Raw genomic sequence first — 23,056 nt, forward strand, 5'->3', positions numbered from 1 at the left:
GCGAAAGCGCCTCAGCCGCACCGCCGCCCATCGAAGCCGCCGACGTGGAGCCGGCGCTCCCGTCCCCGTTGCGGATCGGGTTGTCGCGAGTGGTGCCCGAGCTGAAGATGTTCTACCGCCGGCCGGAACAGGTGGTGCTCACGTTTTCGATGCCTGCGGTGATCGGCATTCTGCTGGGTTCGATCTTTTCGGCGAAACTGCCGAATAGCGAGACCAGCACCGGCGCCGTGATCGCGGCGAGCATCCTGGCTTACGGGATTCTCTCGACGTCATTCATCAACCTGGGTATCAGCATCGCCGCCGACCGCGAAAGCGGCGCGCTGCGACGGCTGCGCGGGACGCCGACAGCCGCGTCGTCGTACTTCATCGGAAAGATCGCCCTGGTTGCCGTCGCCAGCCTCGCCGAGGCGGTTGTTCTCTTGTCGGCGGGCGTGTTTGTCTTCAAACTGCATTTGCCGACAACGGGATTCGGATGGTTCATCCTGGCCTGGGTGTTCATCCTGGGCATCGTCAGCTGCTCATTGCTGGGCATCTTCGTCAGCAACTTGGCGAGTAACGCGGTGTCGGCCGCGGTCATCACCAACGGACCGGGGGTGGCCCTGCAATTCGTTTCGGGCACATACGTTCCGCTCGTCGCGTTGCCTACGTGGATGTTGACCCTCGGCTCGGTGTTCCCGGTCAAGTGGATGGCCCAGGGGTTCCGGTCGGTGCTGCTGCCGCCGGACATGGCCGCGTTCGAACCGGCCGGCAGCTGGGAACACTGGCAGACGTTTTTGATCCTGACGGCGTGGAGCATCGGTGGATTGATCGCCTGCCTCACGGTTTTTCGTTGGTCGGACACGAAGTAGGAAGCCACGATGCCTTCCCTGCTCGCCATCACGTCGCACTTCTTCCTTCAGGTCGCGTTCATCCTGCTCACCTATCGCCTGCTCTGGCCGTTGTTTCGCCGGTTGGGTCAGGTGCAGGTGGTCGCGATCATGGTGGCCGGATTCGTGCTCGGCCCTTCGGTTCTGGGGTGGATATGGCCGGCGGGGCAGCGGTGGCTGTTCCCCACGAAGCTGACGATCGGCGCCGAGAGTTTCACCCATCCGAACCTCACGGCGATCTACGTCGTCGGCCAACTCGGGCTGGTGCTCTACATGTTTCTGGTGGGCGCGTCGTTGAAGCTGGACATCCTGGGCGCACATCTGCGGCAGGCCGGTGCCACGTCGGCCGCCGGGATCGGTATTCCCCTGATCCTCGGGGGTATCACCGGATGGTTGATGGTCAGCCTCGGCGGCTATTTCACCGGCAAGGTCGCGCACTGGCAAGGTGGCCTGTTCGTCGCCTCCGCCGTAGCCATTACGGCATTTCCCATGTTGGCGTGGATTGTCTACGACTCCGGATTACTCAACACCCGACTGGGCACGATGTCGTTGTCATGCGCCGCCATTGACGACGCATGCTCGTGGATCCTGTTGGCCACACTGGTGGCCACGGCGAAGGGAAGTGTGTCCGGTGCGGTGCTGGCCATCGGCGGCGGGTTCGCCTACCTGCTGTTCATGGTCGTCATCGGTCGCCCGCTGCTCGCCAGATTGGAAACGTGGACGCCGCGCGGCTCCGCCGTCGAGCGCACCGGCGGAGTGCCGATCGCGCATCTGTCCATGGTCCTTCTGGTGGTGCTGACCGCGAGCTGGTTCACCGACCTGGTCGGAATCTATTCCGTTTTCGGCGCTTTCGTGGCCGGTGCCGTGATGCCCCGCGGCGCCCTGCTCGATGCGCTCCGAGATCGGTTCGAGCCGCTGGTGGCATACCTGTTGGTTCCGGCGTTCTTCATCTACTCGGGACTGAATACTCAGCTCAGCCTGATCCTCGACGGACCGACGCTCGTCATGGCGATCGCCGTGCTCGTGGTCTCGTTCGCCGCGAAGTTCGCGGCCATCGGACTGACCGCGCGTTGGCAGGGCATGAGCTGGAACGAATCCGGCGCGATGGGCGCGCTCGCGAACGCGCGCGGCCTGATGGAGCTGATTCTGATCAACATCGGATTGACGGCGGGACTGATCACCGGCAAGACCTACACCATCCTGGCGCTCATGACGATCATCACCACGTTCGTCGCCACCCCGCTGCAGCGGGTGTTCGAGCGCCGCCTGAAAAGGTCGGGATCCGTGTTCGGGCCCTCGGGCGAGGAACCATACCGCGACGTGATTGGCAGTCCCGGGCCGCAGTGACCGGTCAGACCGACGGGTCGCGGCGCAGCTTGGCGACGTGGCCGGTCGCCTCACGCGAGTCTCACCAACGAGGGCCTGCATCAGGGCGTGCCCGAACGCGCGCCACCGCCGAAGCACTGCGGCTGGCCGGCAAACCTGGGCTGGAGCGAAACTCGACCCCCAGATTGCCTATGTAGACCGGTCGTCTCGCCGCATACTGCTTTTACGCGCATCCACTCGTCAGCGGGAGACGCCACTGTGAGCACGGAGAACACCCTCACCGGCAAGGCAGCTGAGGCCGGCAGGACCAACCGCTACCACTTTGATCGCCACACCCCGGAGTACCGCGAGCGGTTCACCGCGATCACCGAGGAAATGCACGCCAGGTGCCCGGTGGCGTGGACCGACACCTACAACGGGCACTGGGTGGCCGCGGGCAACCGGGAAGTCTTTGAGCTCGCTCGATGTCCGCACGTATCCAACGACCACGACGTCACCGGTGAAGGCACCGGTTATAAGGGCATCACGATCCCCACGTTGCCGCAGGGCACCGGAGTCCGTGGCGGCATGCTCGAGATGGACGAACCCGAGCACTCCGCCTACCGCAGCATTCTCAACCCCTACCTGTCGCCGGCAGCCGTCAAGCGCTGGAAGCCATTTGTCGACGAGATCGTGCGGGCAAGCATCGACGAGAAGATCGAAGTCGGGCGGATCGACTTCGTCGACGACCTCGCGAACGTCGTGCCCGCCGTCCTGACTCTGGCGATGATGGGCGTTCCGTTGAAGAAGTGGCAGCTCTATTGCGAGCCGGCCCACGCCGGTGTTTATACCCCGGCCGATTCCCCAGACGCCCCAAGGGTTTTGGAGCAGACGTTGGCGATGGGGATGGACCTGTTCAACCACCTTCTCGAGATTCGGCAGAACCCGCGCCCCGGCATAGTCGACGCATTGGCAAGGTTGAAGATTGATGGCGAACCCGCGCCCGACGCCGAACTGCTCGGAATGCTCGGCCTGATCATCGGCGGAGGTTTCGACACGACGACCGCGCTGACCGCGCACGCGCTCGAATGGCTGGCCGAAAACCCGGAGCAGCGTGAACTGCTGACGCGCGAATCGGAAACGCTGCTCGATTCGGCGACCGAGGAATTTCTGCGTTACTTCACGCCTGCTCCCGGCGACGGGCGCACGATCGCCGCCGACCTCGAAATTGCGGGCACCCAGTTCAGGGAGGGCGATCGCCTGTGGCTGTCGTGGGCCATGGCGAACCGCGACCCCGCGGTGTTCCCCGATCCGAATCGACTCGACCTAGGCCGAAAGAACAACCGGCACTTCAGCTTCGGGCTCGGCATCCACCGCTGTATCGGCTCCAACGTCGCGCGTGTGGTGTTCAAGTCGATGCTGATGGCGGTGCTCGAGCGGATGCCCGACTACCGCTGCGACCCCGAGGGCACCGTGCACTATCCGACGATCGGCGTAATCCAGGGCATGCAGCACCTTCCGGCCACTTTCACACCCGGCGGACGGCTCGGACCGGGGATCGACGAGACGCTGGAGAAGCTGCAGCGGGTTTGCGACGAACAAGGAATAGCCCGGCCAATCACCGAATACCACCAGGCAGCCGTCATCGGTGACTGACGCGTTCGGTCGGTCCTGCGCGGCTACACCGAAAGGTCGCGCCGCAGTTTAGCGACGTGACCGGTCGCCTTCACGTTGTACTGGGCTGTACTTTAGACAACATGCCAAAGCCGCTCCGCGCTGTCGTCGGCGCCCGCGTCTCCCACCTGGACGACGACAAAGACAACACCCGCAAGGTATCCCACCTGGCGCAGACGGAAGAGGGGGAGCGGTGGGCGCAGGCCCACGGCTATACCATCGTTGGGCGATTCGAGGACTTGGGAATCTCTGCCGGGAAGACGACGCCGTTCGAGCGTCCAGACCTGGGCAAGTGGCTTGCCCCGGAGCGTTTGCACGAATGGGACGTACTGGTGTTCTCAAAGATTGACCGAGCGTTTCGCTCGACTAATGACTGTGTCGAGTTCGCCAAGTGGACGAAAGCCAACCGCAAGATTCTGGCGTTCGCCGGGGATGGTGTGGTTCTGGATTACCTGCACCCGAAGAAGGACTCGCTGGACCAGATGATGTCCGAGTTCTTCATCTACGTAGGGTCGTTCTTCGCGGCGATAGAGCTGTCACGGTTCAAGACACGAGCGACGGACCGGCTCGACTATCTGCGGATGACCGACCGGGTGAGCCACGGCGTACCACCGCTGGGCTATCGGACCGCTCCGCATCCCAGCGGCAAGGGGAAGGCGCTAGAGCGCGACCCCGAAGGGTACAAACTCCTGCACGAGATTAAGGCCAAGCTCGTAGACGAGCACGAGTCGTTGACCAGCATTGTCAGGTGGCTGAATGAGCAGGGTAGGTTCTCGAACGTCTCGAAGGCCCGAGGCGGTGGGAAGCGGTGGTCTGTCACCACGCTCAAGCGGACGTTAATGTCGCAGCGGACACAGGGATTTCGGGTGATGGCGGTCTTCGAGCCTGCCCCCACCGAAGTCAACCCCGACCGAAAGTTACGGACGGGGGAGAAGCTGGTCCTCGATACCGAGGGTCAGCCCATACGGATGGCCGAACCAACGTTCTCCGACGAGGATTGGAGACGCATACAAGCGGCTCTCGGAGACCGCACCGCTAGCGGTAAAGCACGCCAGATGACGCCGAATCCTCTTGCGGGTATCGGGTACTGCGTATGTGGACGCGCGCTGGCCCTGCACCGAAGGAGATCGTCCAGCGGGAAGCTGCACACCTACGTCCGTTGTGGAGGCGGTTCGCTGGACGGCTGCCGTGGTGCGATACGGCTCGACGAAGTCGAAGCAGTGCTCGAAGACCAGTTCCTGGAAGCTTACGGCGACCGCGAGATGACCAAGCTTGTGTTCATTCCAGGGGAGGATCGCAGCGTAGAACTGGCGCAGTCAGAGCAATCCCTTGAACGGCTGCGTTGGGAGTCGGATAACGGTCTGGTGGATGACGAGGACCTTTACAGGTCCCGGTTGACCGCGCTGGTCACCCGTAAGAAGGAACTGACCGCCGAGACTGTCATCCCGGCTCGTTGGGAGCCAATCGGCACCGGGAGGACGTACCGGGAGCTGTGGAGCGACCCTGAGACTGACCGCAGACAGGTTCTACGGGACTCGAAGATCCGATTCGTTTTGCACTGTCTGCCGCCCGGATCGACCGGCCAGACGAAGGTGTTGTTCAAAGAGATCCAGGTCCCGAACGGCTGGCCCGAGCCGGTTCTTACCGAGGAGCAGCAGCAGATCAGGGATGCGCTGGCCCACGGTGGCGGAGCGAGGTGGACGGCGGAGGGTTGGGTTCCGACGACATGACGGCCAATGACGTTTAAGGCATAACCTTTGCGCGGGACCGCTCACTTGACGACTCGAGAGAACATCCTCACCGCGAATCCGAGTTGCTGAAAGGCAGTTGGCCTCTTGATTGAATCGAGTGGATCGACACGACAGGACGGACACATTGAACCGCTACATCGATGACGATGGCTACCTGACCCCTGAGGGGGAGATGAGCTATCTCCGCTTCCGCGCAGGTGCAAGAACGATCAGGGAAGTACTTGAGTCGGCAGGGCCGGACTGGCTCATCGATGAGTGGCTAGTCTCGTCGGCCACTATGGTCACCGGCCAACCAGAGTGCGGAAAATCCTCCCTAGTAGCCAGCATGGCGGCAGCGGTATCACGACGCGATGCGTGGCTTGGCGCAGAGGTTTCGACCTCCAGGACCGGTCCTGTGGCAATCGTGGTAACGGATCCGTCCGATGAGATCCAGTGGGCCAAGAAGGCCGTCGAACTTGGCGTAGATAACTGGGAGATCATCAGATTTTCGCCAGAGCGATGGGGAGCAATCGAGGAGCTAGCCACATCCATGGAGTGCCCCCTGCTGGTGTTCGACAACATCACCGGTGCAATCGAGGAGGGAACGATCAATGAAGCGGATCCAAATGCGATCCTTCGGCCACTGGGGCTGATCATCGCGGAAGGCACTCCGGTCGTGGTCATTCACCACAGCGACAAAAGTGGTCGCAGAGACCCGATGGGGCCGACCGCTTACAAAGCTTGGCGGCGGCACGGTATTCACATAACCGGTAGCGGGGAGCGTCGGACACTCACCCGTGAAGGTAACTTCGGTCGCTTTCCCGATGTAGTCGTCCACGGCACCGCTCGCGGGGCCGCCGTTGAGTACAAGCTGGCAGAGGTCCAACCCACGCCGAAGTCGAACAGGTCACCCGATCGGCTCGACGACAACGCAGAGATTGCCCACTGGGTGGTCGACAAATGCCAGGGCGTAAGCATGAACCAAGTAGCGGATCGGATCGCGAGAGAGTTTCCCGGGATTAAGGCTTCCACCCGGCGCCAACACTTGCTCAAAGGACCGTTGTCCAAGATGCTCAGCCGGGCCTCAAAAGGTGGTAGCACCGTATGGTCGCTGAAAAGGTAACTGCAGGTCAGGGGTGGTAGTGTGCTACTACCACTTAGCCATGTTTCTGCTGGTCAAGGTGGTAGTGGTAGCCCCCTATAGAACCTCCCTATCGGTCGGTTCTTACCCCCACTCGACCCGTATCGGCAGATGCGGGGAGAGAAAGAGACCAAGGGACGACGGAGGAGGGAGTGAATCGACCGACCGACCGAGGACCGATAGATCGAGCGCCTGGGCGGGCGCTCTCCAACTCCAAGAGGGCCTGGAGGCCCCACACCGGAAGGCCCTCGCCTGGTGGCTCGGTCCTTCTCTCGGAGGGCGGGGCCGGAAGAGCCCCGACCCGACCAGAAGAGGTCGGAAACCTCGCTTCGGGCTCGGTCTCCTATTTCGGAGAGGTCGTAGACCTCGCGATTGGCTCGGTCTTTCCCTAGAGGGATCGCTCATATAGCGATCCCGACAAAGAGCCGCCAGAAGCGGCTCATAACCCATTCGGGATCGCGAACGCGATCCTGGGGCGAGCCCCAGTCGGAGGGGGCTCGCAACCGGTAGAGGTCAAAGGCCTCGCCCTGGCGGGCTCGGTCTTCTCCTGAGGGGGGAGAAGGGACTCCGAAAGCGTCCCGACGACCCCGGCCCCTGTTCTCTATCGAAGACAGGTACATCTTCTCAGCGAACACGAACCGGAAGCGAGCCCCCATGAGAGGGGCTCGCAACAGTCGGCAGCGCCATGGGAGGCGCTGCCTTCTAAGGGGAGAGCGGTCTTTTGTGGACTTCGTCCCGACAAAGGCTAGCTACGAAGGGGAAGAACTCATGCGTCAGTTGGGTTCGATCTAGCTGATCATGTGCCGCACGACTGGGCACTCGATTATGCAAATCTAGAGGGCCGGGAAGGGGCTCGTTGACCAGATACAGTCTGGGGCATGGGGTATCTATGCGACCTCGACAAGCCCAACCTCACAGAGCAACGGTTGTTCGAGTACCTACGCTACGACGAAGAAGTTCCGGTGACCCGGCGCTCTATCAAGTACGCCGTAATGCGACGTGAAATTGTTCCCACGAAAATCGGTCGATGCAATTACTTCTCGAAGCGTGACGGACTCGACTGGATTAGATCCCGCAGGCGCTGTTAAGTCACTCGACTCGAAGGCAGTTCCAGAAGTTGTCGTCTCGCGGTTGCTGCGTCGAGATCTGAGGTATGGGCTGTAATCAGCGCTCCTTGGTGACCTAGCCTGCGAGCACGCGGTAGATGGTCGCCCTGCTAACCCCCATTGTCGCTGCAATCGTTCCTGCTGATTCGCCGCTGGCGTGCATGCGTTGGGCTAGGGCGGATTTCTTGTCGTCGAGCGCCCTGGGCCGTCCGATGTTTTGGCCACGCGCCCGCCGCGCCTCACGGGCCGCCGCACGGCGTTCGCGACCTAACTCAAGTTCTAACTCGGCCAAGCTCGCCAGCACTCCTGCCACCATCCGGCCTGTAGCGTTCGAGGTGTCGATGCCTTCACGGAGGGACCGGAGAACGATTCCGCGCTCGCCGAGTTCGCGAATAGTCGTCATAACCTCAGCCGCGTTGCGGCCCAAGCGGTCTATGCCGACTACGACAATGGCATCACCTTCGCGGGCGTAGTCCAGGAGCGCAGCTAGACCGGGTCGATGCTCACGCGTCGAGGTTCCCGAGAGTTTGTCTGAGTAGACCCGGCTGGCGTCGACACCCGCTGCGATTAATGCATCGACTTGTTGGTCGAGCGACTGATGACCCGTACTGACTCGGGCGTAGCCGAGTTGGGTTCCGGTCGCGGCGGGAGCGGTGATCGTTGCCATGCAATAAGTGTCTCATAAGTCTCATAACGTGTAAATTTGAGATGGCGCTTTTGAGGCATATTTTGAGACATGGCGGGCTGGCAGTTTATAAGCGGCAGTCAACCTCAGCCATCCTGTCTCAAATCATTAGATCTGAGATTGCGTCGAGAAGCAGCGTGCTGTCGGGCGGCTTGACGGCTACGAGCCGTGGTGTTGCAGCCAGTCAGCGAAGGTCCTCTGGCTCCGGCCACGATTATCTTCTCGATTACAGCCCGCTTGTCGACCCACCGACGCACAATACGAGCCGACATTGGGTGGCCCCACACTGGAAGGAGTTGACCATGCAAGATTTCCGCGCGGCAGCGCACGGATTCAGGCTGCGATGACGGCGACCGAACTAGCCGCCGTGCTATTCGGCGATGATGGGCCGCCCGACCGTGAAGAGCTACTCGATCAGGGATTCACTCGCGACCCGTCGATCATCAAGAACGCACTGCCTGATAGCCGCTTATGGCCTCAGGAATTCGACGCTTTACCAATTAGTCACGGGCGCATCAGGATTGACCGGAGGCTAGTGTTCACCACCGCCGAGCGCGCTGTCCTCAACCCAAACGATGATTGGGCGGCAGCACAACTTCACGCCGCGGCAGCTGTGTGGGGAGCGAAACCCGGCGCGATCACATACCGTGCGTTTAGGCCGCTCTCAAACAGTGAAGCCCCTGAACGGCTCAAAAAGGCCTTGGCGCTCGTTCGAGGCGAGGGCGCGCTCAGCGCATACAAGGCGATGTTGGGGCCAAAGGGGCGACTGAATCTTCCTTACCTAGCCTCATCCTTTTTTACCAAGTTTCTGTACTTCGCCGGATGGGATGCCAAATCGCACAGGTTGATGCCTCAACCCCTGATCATGGACGACGACGTCATTGAAGCTCTCAACACGCTGACGGAAGAACCTTGGCAGAGGGAATCGGTCGCTGATTACGAGCGGTACATCGAACTTGCGCGGCAAGTCGCGTACGAAGCCAACACATCTGCAGATGTTGTTGAATGGCGCTTGTGGGGGTGGGGCCGTGGCCAGCTCAGATGACCATGCCACCTCAGATGATGGGGATACAGAGGACACTCGGCAAGCGAGTAGATGGTGTGTCGGAGCCGCAGCATCCTCAGTCCGCCTCACTAGCTGGCGCCGTGCGGAGTGCCAGTTCGTCGGACACCACTGTTCCAGGCAGCGCCCGCCGCGTCCGGCACGCGCCCGCTGCACCCCCACGGGGGTATACCCCCGCCGCCGCCTGATTGACCGGCTCGTTATGTGGGTGCCCGATCATGTACGGGTTTTGGGGTTCGCGACCCCCACTCGGTTCCGCTCCGGCTCCAAAGACCAAGCTGGTCACCTGAGGAGCTTGCTAGGACTGTGCCCTCCATCTCACTTCTATGCGATCGGGTTGTGCGAACATCCTTCGCGCGAAGGCTCAGCAATCCACTCCGAGCGGTAGTCTGCTTCATTTAGGCTCGCATTCGTGGCCGACCACACCTGCTTCCTTCTCGAGACTTTTGCTGCGTACGTGTGTTCCTGCGCCATCTAATCGACGACGACTATTAGCAATGAAGGTGACCTTGCTGCACTCCAAGGCAACAGATGGAGACTGAGTCAAATACTCGGAAGCAACGTATTGATCCGAGGCTAACCGCAGCGGGATGGACCGTCACGCCCTTCGACTCTTCGATGCTTAACACCATCTCAGCGGAGAAGGCGGTAGAGGAGTGGCCTACTGAATTAGGTCCCGCCGACTACGTTCTCACCGGACGGGGGCGTCTTGTTGGTGTCGTGGAGGCTAAGAAGGTCGCGAGTGGTCCGCAGGGGGTACTGCCCCAGGCGGAGCGTTATGCCCGGGCCATCCCAAGCGATGTGCGGTATCAGGGAAAATTCGGAGTGCCGTTCCTCTACTCGACCAACGGCGAGGAAATTTGGTTTCACGATGTCCGGGAGCCGCTGAATCGCTCGCGAATAGTGTCAGGGTTTCACACCCCCGAAGCTTTGCGGGAGCTCGTGAAGCGAGATGTCGACGCTGAGATGTCGGCGTTGCGGAGGATCCCGGTGCGCGAGGGGATTCGTCCCTACCAGGTCGAGGCGAACACGGCCATCGAACAGGCGATCGCCGATCGGCACCGCAAGATGCTGGTGACGATGGCGACAGGCACCGGCAAGACCTTAATGACCGTCAACGAGATCTACCGGCTGATGAAGTCCGGTGTGGCACGACGGGTGCTGTTCCTCGTCGACCGCCGCGCGCTGGCCGCTCAGACGGTTCGCGCGTTCGCCAGCTTCGAGGCCGAGCCAGGACTGAAGTTCGACAAGATCTATCCGGTTTACTCTCAACACTTCCAGCAGAACGACTTCGGCAAGGACGAAAAGTTTGACCCGAGCGTCATGCCGAACTCGCTACTCACTGATCCGAAGCTCGGGGACGCATTCGTCTACGTGTCGACCATCCAGCGCATGAGCATTAACCTCTTCGGACGCGAGGCCGGAATTCGCTTCGGCGAAGTTGACGGTGGCGATGAGGATGCCGACGCGCTCAACATCCCAATTCACTCTTTCGACCTGATCGTCGCCGACGAGTGCCACCGCGGTTATTCAGCTAAGGAGTTTTCAGTCTGGCGCAATACGCTTGACTGGTTCGATGCCGTCAAGATCGGCCTGACCGCCACACCGGCGGCGCATACGATGGCCTACTTCGAACATCTTGTTTATCGGTATGACTACGAACGAGCTGTCCGCGAGGGCTACCTGGTTGATTACGACGTGGTCCGGATCTACAGCGACGTACGGATGAACGGCCTATTCCTCAACGAGGGGGAGCAGGTTGACCAAGTGGACCCGGATACCGGAGTACGACAGCTAGATCTCTTGGAAGACGAGCGAGCCTTCGATGCTTCGCAGGTGGAGCGCAGCATCACCGCCCCCGACTCGAACCGTAAAATTCTGGAGGAGATCAGGCGCTACGCCGAAGCGCATGAAGCCGAAACGGGCCGATTCCCAAAGACACTCGTCTTCGCAGCCAACGACCTGCCCCACACGTCCCACGCCGACCAGCTCGTAGCTCTCGGGCGCGACATCTTTGGCCGCGGTGAGGCGTTGGTTGCAAAGATTACCGGCCGTGTAGACCGCCCATTGCAGAAGATCCGCGAATTTCGTAACCGGCCGAATCCGAAAATTGTTGTCACCGTGGATCTTCTCACTACGGGAGTTGATATTCCGGACCTTGAGTTTCTGGTATTCCTGCGACCGGTTAAGTCCCGCATCCTGTTCGAGCAGATGCTAGGCCGTGGCACGCGCCGCTCGACCGACCTACTGCCGCCCAAAACGAACTTCGTTGTGTTCGACTGCTTTGACGGCACCCTGATTGAATATTTCCGCAAGACGACTGGGATGACCGTCGAGCCGCCCGAGGGTGACGGCAAACCGATCCGCCAGATCATCGAGGAGATCTGGCAGAACCGAGATCGCGATTACAACACCCGAAGGTTGGTCAAGCGACTGCAGCGCATCGACAAGAACATGAGCGGTGACGCCCGGGACTTGTTCGCCCGTTTCATTGCGGATGGCGACATTGGCCGCTTGGCTGAGGAGCTGCCCGCCAAGCTGCGCGGCGACTTCGGTAGTACGTTGAAGATCCTCCGCGATGAGGACTTCCTCAGGCTCCTCACTGATTACCCCCGCGCCGAGCGCACCTTCATCGTGGCTCCAGGTGTAAGTGACCGCGTTGGGTCGGAATGGCTCATTAAGGCGGGTATCGGCAAGGAATACCGGCCTGAAGACTACCTACAGCTGTTCCAACAATTCATCGAGGAGCACTCGGAGGAGATCCGAGCTGTTGGAATCTTGCTATCGCGTCCCCAGGACTGGGGCGCCGATGCGTTGCGTGAGTTACGCGAAAAGCTCGCTCTAGCACCGGAACACTTCACTGAGGCTAACTTGCAACGAGCGTTCCAGACCGCACACCACAAGGCACTTGTCGACATCATATCGATGGTCAAAAGAGCCGCCATGGAAACGGCACCACTGCTAACCGCCGAAGAGCGGGTTGACGTCGCATTCGCGCGCGTTACAGCCAATCGAAAGCTGACCGATGAGCAGGCAAAGTGGATGGAACACATCCGGCACCACCTCGTACAGAACCTTTCGATAGAACGGGAAGATTTCGCGGACATACCTGTGCTCGCCGATCGCGGGGGGTGGGGCCGTGCCAACCGAACCTTCGACGGGCAGCTCGCTGAGCTGCTCGACCAATTGAATGAGGAGCTCGTCGCCGCATGACCGATGTTGTAGGAAGACTTTGGGGGTTTTGCCACGTCCTACGGCATGACGGGATTGACTACGGCGACTACATCGAACAGCTGACGTATCTGCTGTTTATCAAGATGGCTGACGAGCGTGGCATCGATTTACCAGCTCAGACCAACTGGCCGTATTTGCGCAGGCAGAGCGGTACGGACTTACTGGACGTCTACGTCGAGGCTCTCCGCATCTTGGGTAAAGAGCGGGGCATCCTTGGCGACATTTTCAGCGGGTCGCAGAGCCGGTTCGCCAACCCAGTCAACCTAGCCAAGCTGATCGGCCTGATCGACGAGACTGAGTGGACCTCGATCGACACCGACATCAAGGCGGCGGTGTTCGAGGGGCTTCTCGAAAAGGCCGCCAGCGAAAGCAAAAAGGGCGCAGGCCAGTACTTCACGCCGCGACTGCTTATTCAGAGCATGGTGCGCTGCATCAAGCCTGATCCACGGGCTAGCAAAGATTTCACCATCGACGACCCCGCCTGTGGCACTGGCGGATTTTTGGTTGCCGCCTACGAGTGGCTCAAGGACCAAACCGTTGGCGGTGCTCTTGACCGTGAGACTGCTCGCCGCGTCCGAACCAGCACCTACTTCGGTCAGGATTTCGTGCCTCGACCGCGCCGACTGGCACTGATGAATCTTTACCTGCACCAGGTCGAACCGCACATCTCGCTCACCGACTCCATCTACGAAGTTCCTAGCAGTCATCGCTACGACATCGTGCTGACGAATCCGCCGTTTGGTACCAAGGGTGGCAGTCAGGCACCAGACCGCGAAGACTTCGTCATCCAGACCCGCAATAAGCAGCTCAACTTCATCCAGCACGTCCTCACGATCCTCAAGCACGGTGGACGAGCGGCCGTCGTGGTTCCCGACAACGTGCTCTTCGCTGAGCAGGCCGGTGAAGTGTTCCAGGTTCTCATGGAGGATTGCGACGTCCATACCGTGCTGCGTTGTCCGCGCGGCACTTTCAGTCCTTACACCGCAGGAACCAAGACTTACGTCATCTTCTTCACCAAGGGCTCCCCGACTGAGCGAACATGGATCTACGACGCTCGGGCCAACGTCCCAAAGATAACCAAAAAGAGTCGGCCGTTAACCGCCAAGCATTTCGGCGAATTTGAGAAGTGTTACGGCGAGGACCCCAACGGACGTCGCACGCGCTCAGAAGCTGACTCGGCTGAAGGGCGCTGGCGCTGCTTCTCTCTCGACGAGATCAAGGAAAAGTATTATAAGCTCGATGCTTTCAAGTGGATCCGCGACGAGGAACTCGATGATCCCGATGAGTTCCCCGAGCCGGAGGAACTGATCACCGAGGCGATGGAGGAGCTCCGGCTCGCTCTAGATGGCCTTGCCAACATCCAGCATCTCCTTGAAGGCAACGGCATTGAAGGCAACGGCAATGGAGGCGGCCTGTGACGGCCGCAAGTTCTCCATCCCAGGACGTCACACTGTCCCAGCTATTGAGCGATGGTGTGTTCGTTGACGGCGACTGGGTAGAATCGGCGGACCAAGATCCGCATGGCGATGTTCGGTTAATTCAACTCGCTGACATCGGTGACGGCGTGTTTCGCGACCGGTCGTCTCGCTTCCTGACACGTAGCAAGGCCAAGGAGCTCCGCTGCACGTTCCTCGAACCCGGTGATGTCCTCGTGGCTCGGATGCCGGAGCCACTGGGCCGTGCGTGCATCTTCCCTGGTGTAGGACAACCTGCTGTAACTGCCGTCGATGTTTGCATCCTTCGGCCTAATCCGAAGAGAGTACGACCCGAGTGGCTAGTCAAAGCCATTAACGCGCCCGGGTTTCGAGAATCAATGCAGGAGTTCGTCCGCGGAACCACGCGTCAACGGATCTCGCGCAAAAACCTCGGTACGTTGCGGCTGACCGTTCCCGACATCGAAGAGCAGCTCGCAATCGCAGAATCCGTCGAGCGACTCGATGTTAGGCGCGAAGACGCGGCAAGCCATGCCAACTCTGCTCGCCGCGCAATGGCGCGGTTCCGTCACGCCATCCTGGTCGCGGCCTGCTCTGGCCGCCTAACCGCTGACTGGCGCGAGGTACAGCACGGCGGTGGGCCGGTTGCCGAATCTTTAGTGGCGGAAGCGACGCGACGACGTGGGGAAGTGTGCCGCAAGGCTGCAGTCCTTCCAGCAGACATCGATAACAGCGCTGAGATACCGCCTTCATGGAGGCTCGTGAGCCTCGATGCGATCACAACGAGAATCACTAGCGGCTCCCGGGACTGGTCTAAGTACTACGGACGGGGGCGCGGAACCTTCGTGATGGCGCAAAATGTTCGACCGGGGGCCCTCGACTGGTCCTTCCGGCAGCTGGTCGATCCTCCGCCCGACGATCCGAGTCGCAATCGATCCCAGATCCAGAAAGGTGATTTGCTCATCACGATCGTTGGAGCTAACACAGGTGACGTAGGAACCGTGGTCGATGACCGCCCGGAGCACTTCGTCTGCCAGAGCGTTGCGTTGGCACGACCTGCCGTTCCCGAATGTTCTGCTTATCTGAACCTTTGGTTCAGCTCGCTCCAGCATGGCCAACATTATTTTGCCGATTGCATTTATGGTGAAGGGCGGCCCCATCTCAGCTTCGATCAGCTCCGTGCAACCCCCATCGCGTTACCTCCTCTCGAAGAGCAACGAGAAATCGTAATAAAAGCCGAAGCCCTCCTTGATGCCGCGAATGAACTCAGTCAGCGGATTGATGCTGCCGAACATCGCGTCGGGCAATGCAAGCAGGCGATTCTAGCCAAGGCATTTCGTGGAGAGCTCTCCACGTGAAAATGGCGCGATGGCCTCTCGCCGCGAATCTCGACGGCGACTCGATTAGCCGAGTTGCGGTCGCTAGGGGGAGGCGTCCGATAAGGCGGAGAAGAACGAGTGTATGAACGTCGGTGACGAGTGGATCTATCGGGCAAGAACTTACAGCCGTTCTGAACGCGTCAAGATTGTGGGCATTGAGAAGCGGAAACAGACCACTCGTGTAGACATCGAGTTCCTCGACGGGAGCAAAGTCGGTATGCGCGAGAACGTTCCGGCTGCCCGACTGCCCCGGCCATGGAGCGAGGTTTCCGCATACGACGAACTTATGGCCAACTGGCAACGCCTCGGTGAGGCTTCCCTCGATGAAACCGAGGAGTGGGCGGTCGAAGAGGTATTCTCAGTCCTGATCCCGGAACACGTTGCGACATATTATGACTCGCTCGTCAAAAATGGGGCAACAGTGCGGGATAGGGCAGCGCTGGAGGAGATCATTCGGCGGCCGCTCGTTGGTGTCCTTGAGCGGGTCGACTGGTTTGAACATGACGGTGTCACCGAACTGTGCGCCGACGGAACATTATTGATCGCTGAATACGCTTGCCGTGCCAACCCAGTTCCAGTGCTGGACAAGGTTATGGCGAGTGAGGCCGAGGCACGGGAGCACTGTAAGCGCGGCCGCGAATACAGGGGCTTGGACGGTGACGAGCGGACGTCAACGCCCGAGTGGGAGTAAAGGTGGTACCGGAAACGTGTGCGGCCCTATCACGAGCTGCTGCGGCATTGGTGCGGCCACCGATCGGTAACGTTCTATGAACGTCTAACTGCGGCAGAAGCCGAGGTTAGGCGACTCGACATCCTCCTGGCCAAGTTGATCGACAGGCTCAAACACTATGGGGACACGATTCATGCCGACATCTACGAGCGCGAACACAACGACGAGCCCGTAACTCCTGAATCGGTCCGGCCCGTCGTTGATCGTCCTCTGGCACCGTGGGAGCTGCCAGTCCGCGAGATCCCAACGCCGCGGCGTCGCTGGTGGTAGTGAAGCGCAGCCGCACGGCTCCCGGAAGTACCGCGAAATTGACTATTTCTTGTGGTCGGCGCTCCGACGGTGATTGTGACGGCAAGTGATCTTGAAGCCCAGGCCGTGGCGTCAATCGTCCGCTGAGCTATCGGTGCACCCTTTCTGCTCGGTCGTCCGATGGCACTTGGTTATCGCGGCTGCTTAGTTGCTGGCCGGGTTTCGGGGGCCTGAACCAGATAAACGGGCGATGGCCTAGTAGGCAGGTGCCCCAGGGAGCGTCCCGCGCCCCAGCAGTATCTCGATCGCTCGTGCGACCCCGCTCGCCCCGAACTGAGCGTCGATTATTGGGACGCCTTGTTGCTCAAACGGGCCGGTGAAGTATTTGTCCACAGCAGCGATGACCAACGGCAGTCCCATCTGTTGCGCTAGGGATGCCTCTGTGGGTATCGCTTGGCTACGCCCAACGAATATCGCAACCACCCCGTTGGCGTTGGCGAGGCGTTGAGCTGCGTTAATCCAGGCTGCGCGAGGATCGCGCTCCTGGGCGATGGGCAACGATAATTCGACGTCGAATTCGCGGGCCGACCGGATGGCCGCGCCGTAAATTTCAGCTACGAGGGGACTAATATCCGGTCTCCGGAAAGTGAGCGGGCCCCCGAATTTGTAATCGTTGGGCTGCCTGGGATGCAGTAATTGAGGCCCGATCACTGCAATGCGGGTCATTGCTCGACCTGCTCCCGTTGTGCATAGATGAACAGGTCTGCTTCATAATCGTCTTCCCAGGTGACTGACGCTTGAATGAGCATGGAGTTGTAGTAGGCGAAAGCGGCGCGGAACTGGGGCGCGTAATCTTTGTTCAGTTCATACACAGCGTGGTTGGGGCCTGCCGACCAGCGGACCGATTTAATTTGCGTGGGCTCAACATTTTTTGGCGGCCGATGGTATCGAAGCTCGACGATAGCTTCGGAGACCTGGCCCGGCGTTAAGTTCGGTCGGACCGCAAGGATGGGGAAAACGCCGCGGTTGAGTCCGTACTCCTTTGTTCGGCGGGACTCATAGAATTGATCCTCATCCGCTACGAACGAGCGCCATGGCGGCACGTTCCCGGAGAAGATCCGATCTGGGGAGAACGATCGGTCGTCGCGGGAAATTTCCCGCCAGGTCCAATTTGTGGGGATCAGCGGCACCCCCCTATTGTTCGTCCGGATGAGCTGGCGAGTCTCAACGCGACACCGGTACTGTCGTGCGTCAGGCAGCCATTTGACCTCGATTCGGTTGTAGCAATTGATTGGCGGGCGATCATCGGAAAGTTCATTGCTCGATGCGGAGCCACCACATACGACGAATATTGGGTACGGCGGTTTACTTTCTTGCGCGGACAATGAGTCCTCAGTAAACGTGAACGGCACATGTTTGTGGCCGTGCAAAAGTAAATGAAATCGATAATGGCGGAGGATCCGCAATAGGCGTACACCGTTGTGGATTGAGTCGTACCCCCGGCCGGGCTCTGCGAGGTCTGGGATGAGAATCGGATGGTGGTGGACAAGTGCGATCTTGATGCACGACTTGAAGACTTCACGATTAAGCTTTTCAAGATCGGAAAGCTGCGTGTTCAAATGGTCCAGAGCGCTTATGCTCACTCGACCTCGATGCGTGTCAGGGGTGTTTTTCTCGACAAATGCAGCGGAGTTTACTTCGGCGATTATTACGCCGTGTGATTCGATGAGGTCAGCTCGGACCCGAGCATCGCGCTGGTTATGGCTCCAGTCGTCGTATTCACCGCGGAGTTCGGTTAGGAATTGGCCCCATGGCCTCATCCTGTCTTCCCTCTCGTTTTTCTCCCAGAGGACGTCATGATTACCCGGTACGACAGACAATGGTCCGAGGGCTGTAGCGCCGTCGCAAAGTGCCTTGCAAAACCCTCGAGCCAGGTTGAACTCGTCCCCTGACGCTATCTCGGTCAAGTCGCCAGTTATGCAGACGATCTGGGGTGCTTCGCCTTCGACGCTCGCTAGGTCCTCGCGGATCGACTCCGCGAGCGTCGGGAAGCCATCTCCGCCCACGTAGTCACCCGCGGCTGTTATCTCGCCGCCGAATCGATGGTGATTCCCGAAGTGAATGTCGGACAGGTGAATGATCCTCAGCGACCGGCCACTTGGCACGGGCTCTTTGGGTTCCGCCACTCGTCGTATGTTAGTCCCCGTCTGCCCCCGAATCGTTGGATTTCCACTGCCCGATGCGTGCCCGAGATGCGAAGGCGCGACCGCGCGGCAGGCTGGAAAGCACCGGGTCAAACGTCGAGGCCCTACCAGATATTCTCCGCTGTCTGGCGTGGACATCGCCCCGTGTTACTGCGTAAATGCTGATAAACGATTGCGGCTGAATCGCTGCCGTCAACCGGCCACAGGCGGACACAACTTGGGACGAGGCTCGTACAGCCCGACACCGGCGAGGCAGCCAGCGGAATGATCCGGCGATAACGGACGGCGCGGCTCACCCCGGCACGTCGGTTCTTGCTGGCAAAATCGCAGCTGTGGCGGATCTCGACACCGACGACGAGGACTCAGCTACGGGCCTGTGGATATGGACTTCCGTGCTGTTACTCGCCACGGTTGGGTTTATCGCGCTCGGCGTCCTGTCTGCGCGTGGGCGGCAACCGAGCCCGACCGAGAACCTGCTCATGTCGGTGATCTTGACCGCTATATCGGTGGGCGCCGGATGGGCGTTAGCAGCGCTGGTCGACCGCACGAAAGCGAAGCGTGAGAAGCGCAGCGCAGCAGCACGAAAAGCCCGAGAGCAGCAGGAGATTCAACGAAACGCCCTTTCCTCCGTCCGCAGGATATTCAACCTGATGGATGGTTTCGGCCGTATCGAAGGATTGGCGCTCAGTGCCGTCCAAGAAGATCCAGCACCCACACCAAAGGCCGAAATGCTGACCATATTCCGTGTCATCGCCGAAAACGCTCGAACCCAACGTGAGCAGGCAAGGCACTCAATCCAAGATTGGCGCTACTTCGCGCCTGACGCCATAGACGAGGAGTACTCGCGTCTACGGGCCTCGCGTGAACAGACAGTCGAGGAGGACCCCGAATGAGCCGTCCGTACGATGCAGGGAGTACAGCGAATGCCTGATGCCGAACGCGGACAAGTCGCACGAGTTATTAACTCTGGCCGACTAGTCATCAACCGTGGTGCCAAACACGGCGTTAAACCAGGTTGGATATATGCCGTACTGCGGCCAGAGAACGAAGTCATCGTCGATCCTGAAACCAATGAAGTTCTCGGCGAGCTAGAGCTGGAAAAGATCAGGGTTAGGGTCGTCGAGGTTTACGACAGCATGAGTGTTGCTGCGCCATTCCGGAAGCTATTGACTGGTGGCGGAGCGGACATCTTCGGCCCGCAGAAGGAAGTGCCCGAACGTATCGATGTCAAAGACGTTCCTAGGGTCGACAAGACGGTCTATACAAGCGATCCCGTCAAGCTGGTTGACAGAGGCTGATTAACTTCTTGGCCATGTGATGGATAGAACCCGCAGGGCGACAACGAGCCGCTCGGCGCCCAAATGGCCCGATCGAACGCCTCGTTCGAAGAGCTGTTCCCATGTACGTTGCGGCATGATCTGACGCTATCCCAGGCCAGCAACAACGGAATGGTCTAGCACCCTTCGCTTTCCGCCGAATCAACGCTCAACGCGACCTGGCGATAATCTTCTGGATACCTATTGTCGTATGTGCAGCCTTCACGTTGTACTGCGCGACCTCGATCTTGCCCTTCTCGTCCACCACGAACGTCGACCGGATCACCCCGGTGACGGTCTTTCCGTACATCTGCTTCTCGCCGTAGGCGCCATACGCCGTCAGCACTTTGCGGTCGGGATCGGACAGCAGCGGGAAGGTAAGGCCCTCGGCGTCACGGAACTTGGCCAGTTTCTCCGGCTTGTCGGGGGAGATGCCGACCACGTCGAGGCCGGCACCGTTGAGCTCGGCCAGGCTGTCCCGAAAGTCGCATGCCTGCTTGGTGCATCCCGGTGTCGACGCGGCCGGGTAGAAGTAGACGACGACGCGACGCCCCTTGAAGTCGGCCAGCTTGACCGTCTTGCCGTCGGCGTCGGGCAGGCTGAAGGAGGGTGCTTTGTCGCCGGGCGCAAGCCGCGTGGTCTCGGTCAACGTGGGTCCCTTTCTGTTCACCGGGGCGTTGGGGTTATCGCCAGCTGATCTAGGGTAGTTCGGGCAGGTGCATGAGCCGGACAGCGGGCGACTTGGAGGACACAGTGGCGGACCGGGACCCCGAAGCCATCAAGCAGGACATCGACCTCGCCCGTGACCAGCTGGCGGCCACCGTCGACTCGCTCGCCGAGCGGGCCAATCCCCGGCGCCTCGCCGACGACCTCAAGGTCCGGGTGATCGGGTTCGTGCAGAAGCCCGCGGTGCTGGCGTCGCTGGCCGGCGTGGGGGCCATCGTCGTGGTGGTGGCCGTGCGCCGGGTCAGGAATCGGTGACGCGACCGGCCTGCGCGTACACCGGAATGTCGTCGGCCCACGGCTGGTTGGTGGCCATGTCGTCGACGTCGCAGTAGCCGCGTTCGAATTCGCCCGTCGCGGCATCGACCAGCCGGTACTCCTGGCGCTGGAGGTGGATGGGCTGGGCGTCGAGGATTACCACCCGAACCTCGCCCGGCTCGAACCCGCACCGCTGCTGCAGCGCCTCGATCAGGCACTCGTTGTGCATGTGGCCGTCGCCGAAGTTCCAGCCAAGAACCATTGCGCAGACATTCTCGCCTTCGCAGAGGTTGTAGGAGGCCTCGTCGTAGCCCGCCAACGCGCGGTGTACCAGCGTGTAAAGCGCGCGCCCGTGCGTGTTCATCCCTCGGAAGGCGTAGGCAAGATGAATGGGCACCAGGGTTTCTTCTTTGGTTTTGTACAGACGCTCGAGCTGTAGGTGATACATCGGGCCCAGCGCGCGGGAGGCGGTGCGGATCTTCTCGTCGGCCGACGGCTTGACGCACCACACCGTGGTGTCCCAGTTGCCGGCGTAGTACCGCATGCCGGGCAGAAAGGACACCTTGCGCGGATAGATGTTGCCCAGGACGACGGTGCCTGCGATCACCGCGAACAGGAGGGCGATCGGCACCGGGTGGGTGATGTCCGCCAGACCCAGGCGCGCATGCGCGACGAACAGCCACAGCACCCCGAAGATCATGAACACGTTCCACTCCAGCGGCACGCCCATCGGGAAGGCCAGCAGGATATTGAGGTGGAACACGATCATCACAAACGCCGCGATGGCCGTCGGCCAGCCGCCGTGTGAGAAGAAGAGCACCAGCGGCACCAGACCCTCGACGGCGGTGGAGAAGTGCGCGATGAAGCCGGCCAACGCGCTGGGCCGCAAATCATCCGGATGGTGCTTGAACATCGACCGCTTGAGCGGGCCAGAGGGGATGAACGGATTGTTCGCCAGCATGGTCGAGATCACGAACGGGAAGTGTTTGTTGAGCTTGGAGGTCGCCGCGCCCAGCCAGATCACCATGAACACGACCTTGGCCCCGACGATGACGTCGGCTCCGGCGAACAGAAACGCCAGCGCCAGCGGCGCATACACCTCGGCGCGCGCGGCCAAAAAGATCACCTTGTCGCGCACGCTGAGCACGGCCAGCACCGCCAGAATCGCTGCGGTCCGCCACCACGGCAGCATGCCAATCGTGGTGTCCAGAGCGGGGATTGGCCCGCCACCGTCGGATATCAGCGCCGAGACCAGCAGCACCAACAACGCGCCGTAGAGCAACGCGTCGAACACGCTGCGGTTGCTGCCGCGGGTCAACGGCACCCGGGCAGGCCAGGGCGGCAATCGAATGGTGCCCGGTCGCAACCAATACAGGATCGAGCCCATCGGCGGGAAGTATCGCCCGGCCAACGGCCCGAAGCAGCAGCCGAGGCCGACGACCTCGAAGAGCATCGTGTACAGCACGGCCTTCTGGAACACGATCGGCTCCGACCACCACGCGCCGACCTCGGTGAAGCCGCCGATGCCGGAGGTCGACCACGCGAAGAGCCAGCCGCCCAGGACGTAGAGCGCGACCTTCACGCCGTACATCACGGGCATCACCAGTGGGGTGCCGAAGCCGTGTTCGGCGATGTGGCGCGCCATCGGGACGATCCGTTCGGCACGCGTGCCCTTGCTCCACTCGGCCATGTCCACAACGGGCAGGTTGGGCTGGATGAACCCCATTGCGGCTCCTTCGACGCGGCCTGTCTCGAGGCGACCCGTCGGCGCTGACGGCGCCGATCGATGTCAGCAAGAAATTACCTGCAGGAGGGCCGTCTGCGGTGGGATACGGAGGCAAATTGTTCGCGCGATCCGGGTAGCCGCGCCGCCTGCCGCCTGCGTGGCTCTGGCCGGCGCCGGCGGTTCGGCTACTCCCAGCCAGGTGGGTCGTTTTCGGCCATGTAGGCCCCCCGTGCG

The 23,056-nt window shown here is 60.7% G+C and carries 17 protein-coding genes and 1 pseudogene; 13 read left to right on the top strand and 5 right to left on the bottom strand.

The annotated features are described in order from the left end of the window. The first annotated feature begins 29 nt into the window (after positions 1-29). From OQ789_RS19880 to OQ789_RS19890, 3 genes are all read left to right on the top strand, one after another. Positions 30-848: an ABC transporter permease gene (locus OQ789_RS19880; protein WP_324687909.1), complete on the top strand. Its 819-nt coding sequence runs from the start codon at positions 30-32 to the stop codon at positions 846-848. A gap of 9 nt (positions 849-857) precedes the next feature. Then, a complete protein-coding gene (locus OQ789_RS19885; protein WP_324687835.1) occupies positions 858-2,213 on the top strand; it encodes a cation:proton antiporter in 1,356 nt (451 codons plus the stop codon). Between the two features lie 237 nt (positions 2,214-2,450). After that, positions 2,451-3,827: a cytochrome P450 gene (locus tag OQ789_RS19890; protein WP_324687837.1), complete on the top strand. Its 1,377-nt coding sequence runs from the start codon at positions 2,451-2,453 to the stop codon at positions 3,825-3,827. 23 nt (positions 3,828-3,850) lie between these two features. On the opposite strand, the pseudogene OQ789_RS19895 reads toward OQ789_RS19890, so the two are convergent. Next, positions 3,851-3,913 (bottom strand): annotated as a pseudogene (locus OQ789_RS19895) (peroxiredoxin); the annotation flags it as partial. A 15-nt stretch (positions 3,914-3,928) separates the two neighbouring features. Here OQ789_RS19895 and OQ789_RS19900 point away from each other — a divergent pair. Both OQ789_RS19900 and OQ789_RS19905 read left to right on the top strand, forming a co-directional pair. Continuing rightward, complete coding sequence (locus OQ789_RS19900) at positions 3,929-5,575, top strand: recombinase family protein (protein ID WP_324687838.1); 1,647 nt, start codon at positions 3,929-3,931, stop codon at positions 5,573-5,575. Positions 5,576-5,720: 145 nt separating this feature from the next. Continuing rightward, positions 5,721-6,698, top strand: a complete 978-nt coding sequence (locus tag OQ789_RS19905) for an AAA family ATPase (protein WP_324687839.1) — start codon at positions 5,721-5,723, stop codon at positions 6,696-6,698. A gap of 1,200 nt (positions 6,699-7,898) precedes the next feature. On the opposite strand, the gene OQ789_RS19910 is transcribed toward OQ789_RS19905, so the two are convergent. Next, positions 7,899-8,489 carry a recombinase family protein gene (locus OQ789_RS19910; RefSeq protein WP_324687840.1) on the bottom strand — a complete coding sequence of 197 codons (591 nt, stop codon included), beginning with the start codon at positions 8,487-8,489 and terminating at the stop codon, positions 7,899-7,901. A 361-nt stretch (positions 8,490-8,850) separates the two neighbouring features. On the opposite strand from OQ789_RS19910, the gene OQ789_RS19915 reads away from it, so the two are divergent. From OQ789_RS19915 to OQ789_RS19935, 5 genes are all read left to right on the top strand, one after another. Next, entirely contained in the window at positions 8,851-9,552 is a 702-nt protein-coding gene (locus OQ789_RS19915) for a hypothetical protein (RefSeq protein WP_324687841.1), read from the top strand. Positions 9,553-10,188: 636 nt separating this feature from the next. Then, entirely contained in the window at positions 10,189-12,783 is a 2,595-nt protein-coding gene (locus tag OQ789_RS19920; RefSeq protein ID WP_324687842.1) for a type I restriction-modification enzyme R subunit C-terminal domain-containing protein, read from the top strand. Beyond that, positions 12,780-14,222: a class I SAM-dependent DNA methyltransferase gene (locus OQ789_RS19925; protein ID WP_324687843.1), complete on the top strand. Its 1,443-nt coding sequence runs from the start codon at positions 12,780-12,782 to the stop codon at positions 14,220-14,222. Before OQ789_RS19920 ends, OQ789_RS19925 begins: the two co-directional genes overlap by 4 nt. Positions 14,223-14,617: 395 nt before the next feature. Then, positions 14,618-15,595 carry a restriction endonuclease subunit S gene (locus OQ789_RS19930; protein WP_324687844.1) on the top strand — a complete coding sequence of 326 codons (978 nt, stop codon included), beginning with the start codon at positions 14,618-14,620 and terminating at the stop codon, positions 15,593-15,595. Between the two features lie 103 nt (positions 15,596-15,698). After that, entirely contained in the window at positions 15,699-16,307 is a 609-nt protein-coding gene (locus OQ789_RS19935) for a hypothetical protein (RefSeq protein WP_324687845.1), read from the top strand. Between the two features lie 1,010 nt (positions 16,308-17,317). On the opposite strand, the gene OQ789_RS19940 is transcribed toward OQ789_RS19935, so the two are convergent. Next, on the bottom strand, positions 17,318-18,781 hold the full coding sequence (locus OQ789_RS19940; protein WP_324687846.1) for a metallophosphoesterase: 1,464 nt from the start codon (positions 18,779-18,781) through the stop codon (positions 17,318-17,320). Positions 18,782-19,131: 350 nt separating this feature from the next. Here OQ789_RS19940 and OQ789_RS19945 point away from each other — a divergent pair, with 350 nt between their 5' ends. Then, positions 19,132-19,692 (top strand): hypothetical protein, encoded by a 561-nt coding sequence (locus OQ789_RS19945; protein ID WP_324687847.1) that lies wholly within the window; start codon positions 19,132-19,134, stop codon positions 19,690-19,692. A gap of 30 nt (positions 19,693-19,722) precedes the next feature. Then, positions 19,723-20,097, top strand: a complete 375-nt coding sequence (locus OQ789_RS19950) for a hypothetical protein (RefSeq protein ID WP_324687848.1) — start codon at positions 19,723-19,725, stop codon at positions 20,095-20,097. Between the two features lie 187 nt (positions 20,098-20,284). On the opposite strand, the gene bcp is transcribed toward OQ789_RS19950, so the two are convergent. Next, positions 20,285-20,764 (bottom strand): thioredoxin-dependent thiol peroxidase, encoded by a 480-nt coding sequence (bcp, locus tag OQ789_RS19955; protein WP_324687849.1) that lies wholly within the window; start codon positions 20,762-20,764, stop codon positions 20,285-20,287. A 104-nt stretch (positions 20,765-20,868) separates the two neighbouring features. On the opposite strand from bcp, the gene OQ789_RS19960 reads away from it, so the two are divergent. After that, on the top strand, positions 20,869-21,096 hold the full coding sequence (locus tag OQ789_RS19960) for a DUF3618 domain-containing protein (protein ID WP_324687910.1): 228 nt from the start codon (positions 20,869-20,871) through the stop codon (positions 21,094-21,096). Here OQ789_RS19960 and OQ789_RS19965 read toward each other — a convergent pair. Continuing rightward, the gene (locus tag OQ789_RS19965; RefSeq protein ID WP_324687850.1) at positions 21,083-22,822 is read right to left on the bottom strand and encodes a DUF3556 domain-containing protein; all 1,740 of its coding nucleotides are present in this window, start codon (positions 22,820-22,822) and stop codon (positions 21,083-21,085) included. The genes OQ789_RS19960 and OQ789_RS19965 overlap by 14 nt on opposite strands. Positions 22,823-23,056 lie beyond the last annotated feature (234 nt).

The sequence above is a fragment of the Mycobacterium sp. 94-17 genome (assembly GCF_035617725.1).
In the GTDB taxonomy this organism is placed as follows: domain Bacteria; phylum Actinomycetota; class Actinomycetes; order Mycobacteriales; family Mycobacteriaceae; genus Mycobacterium.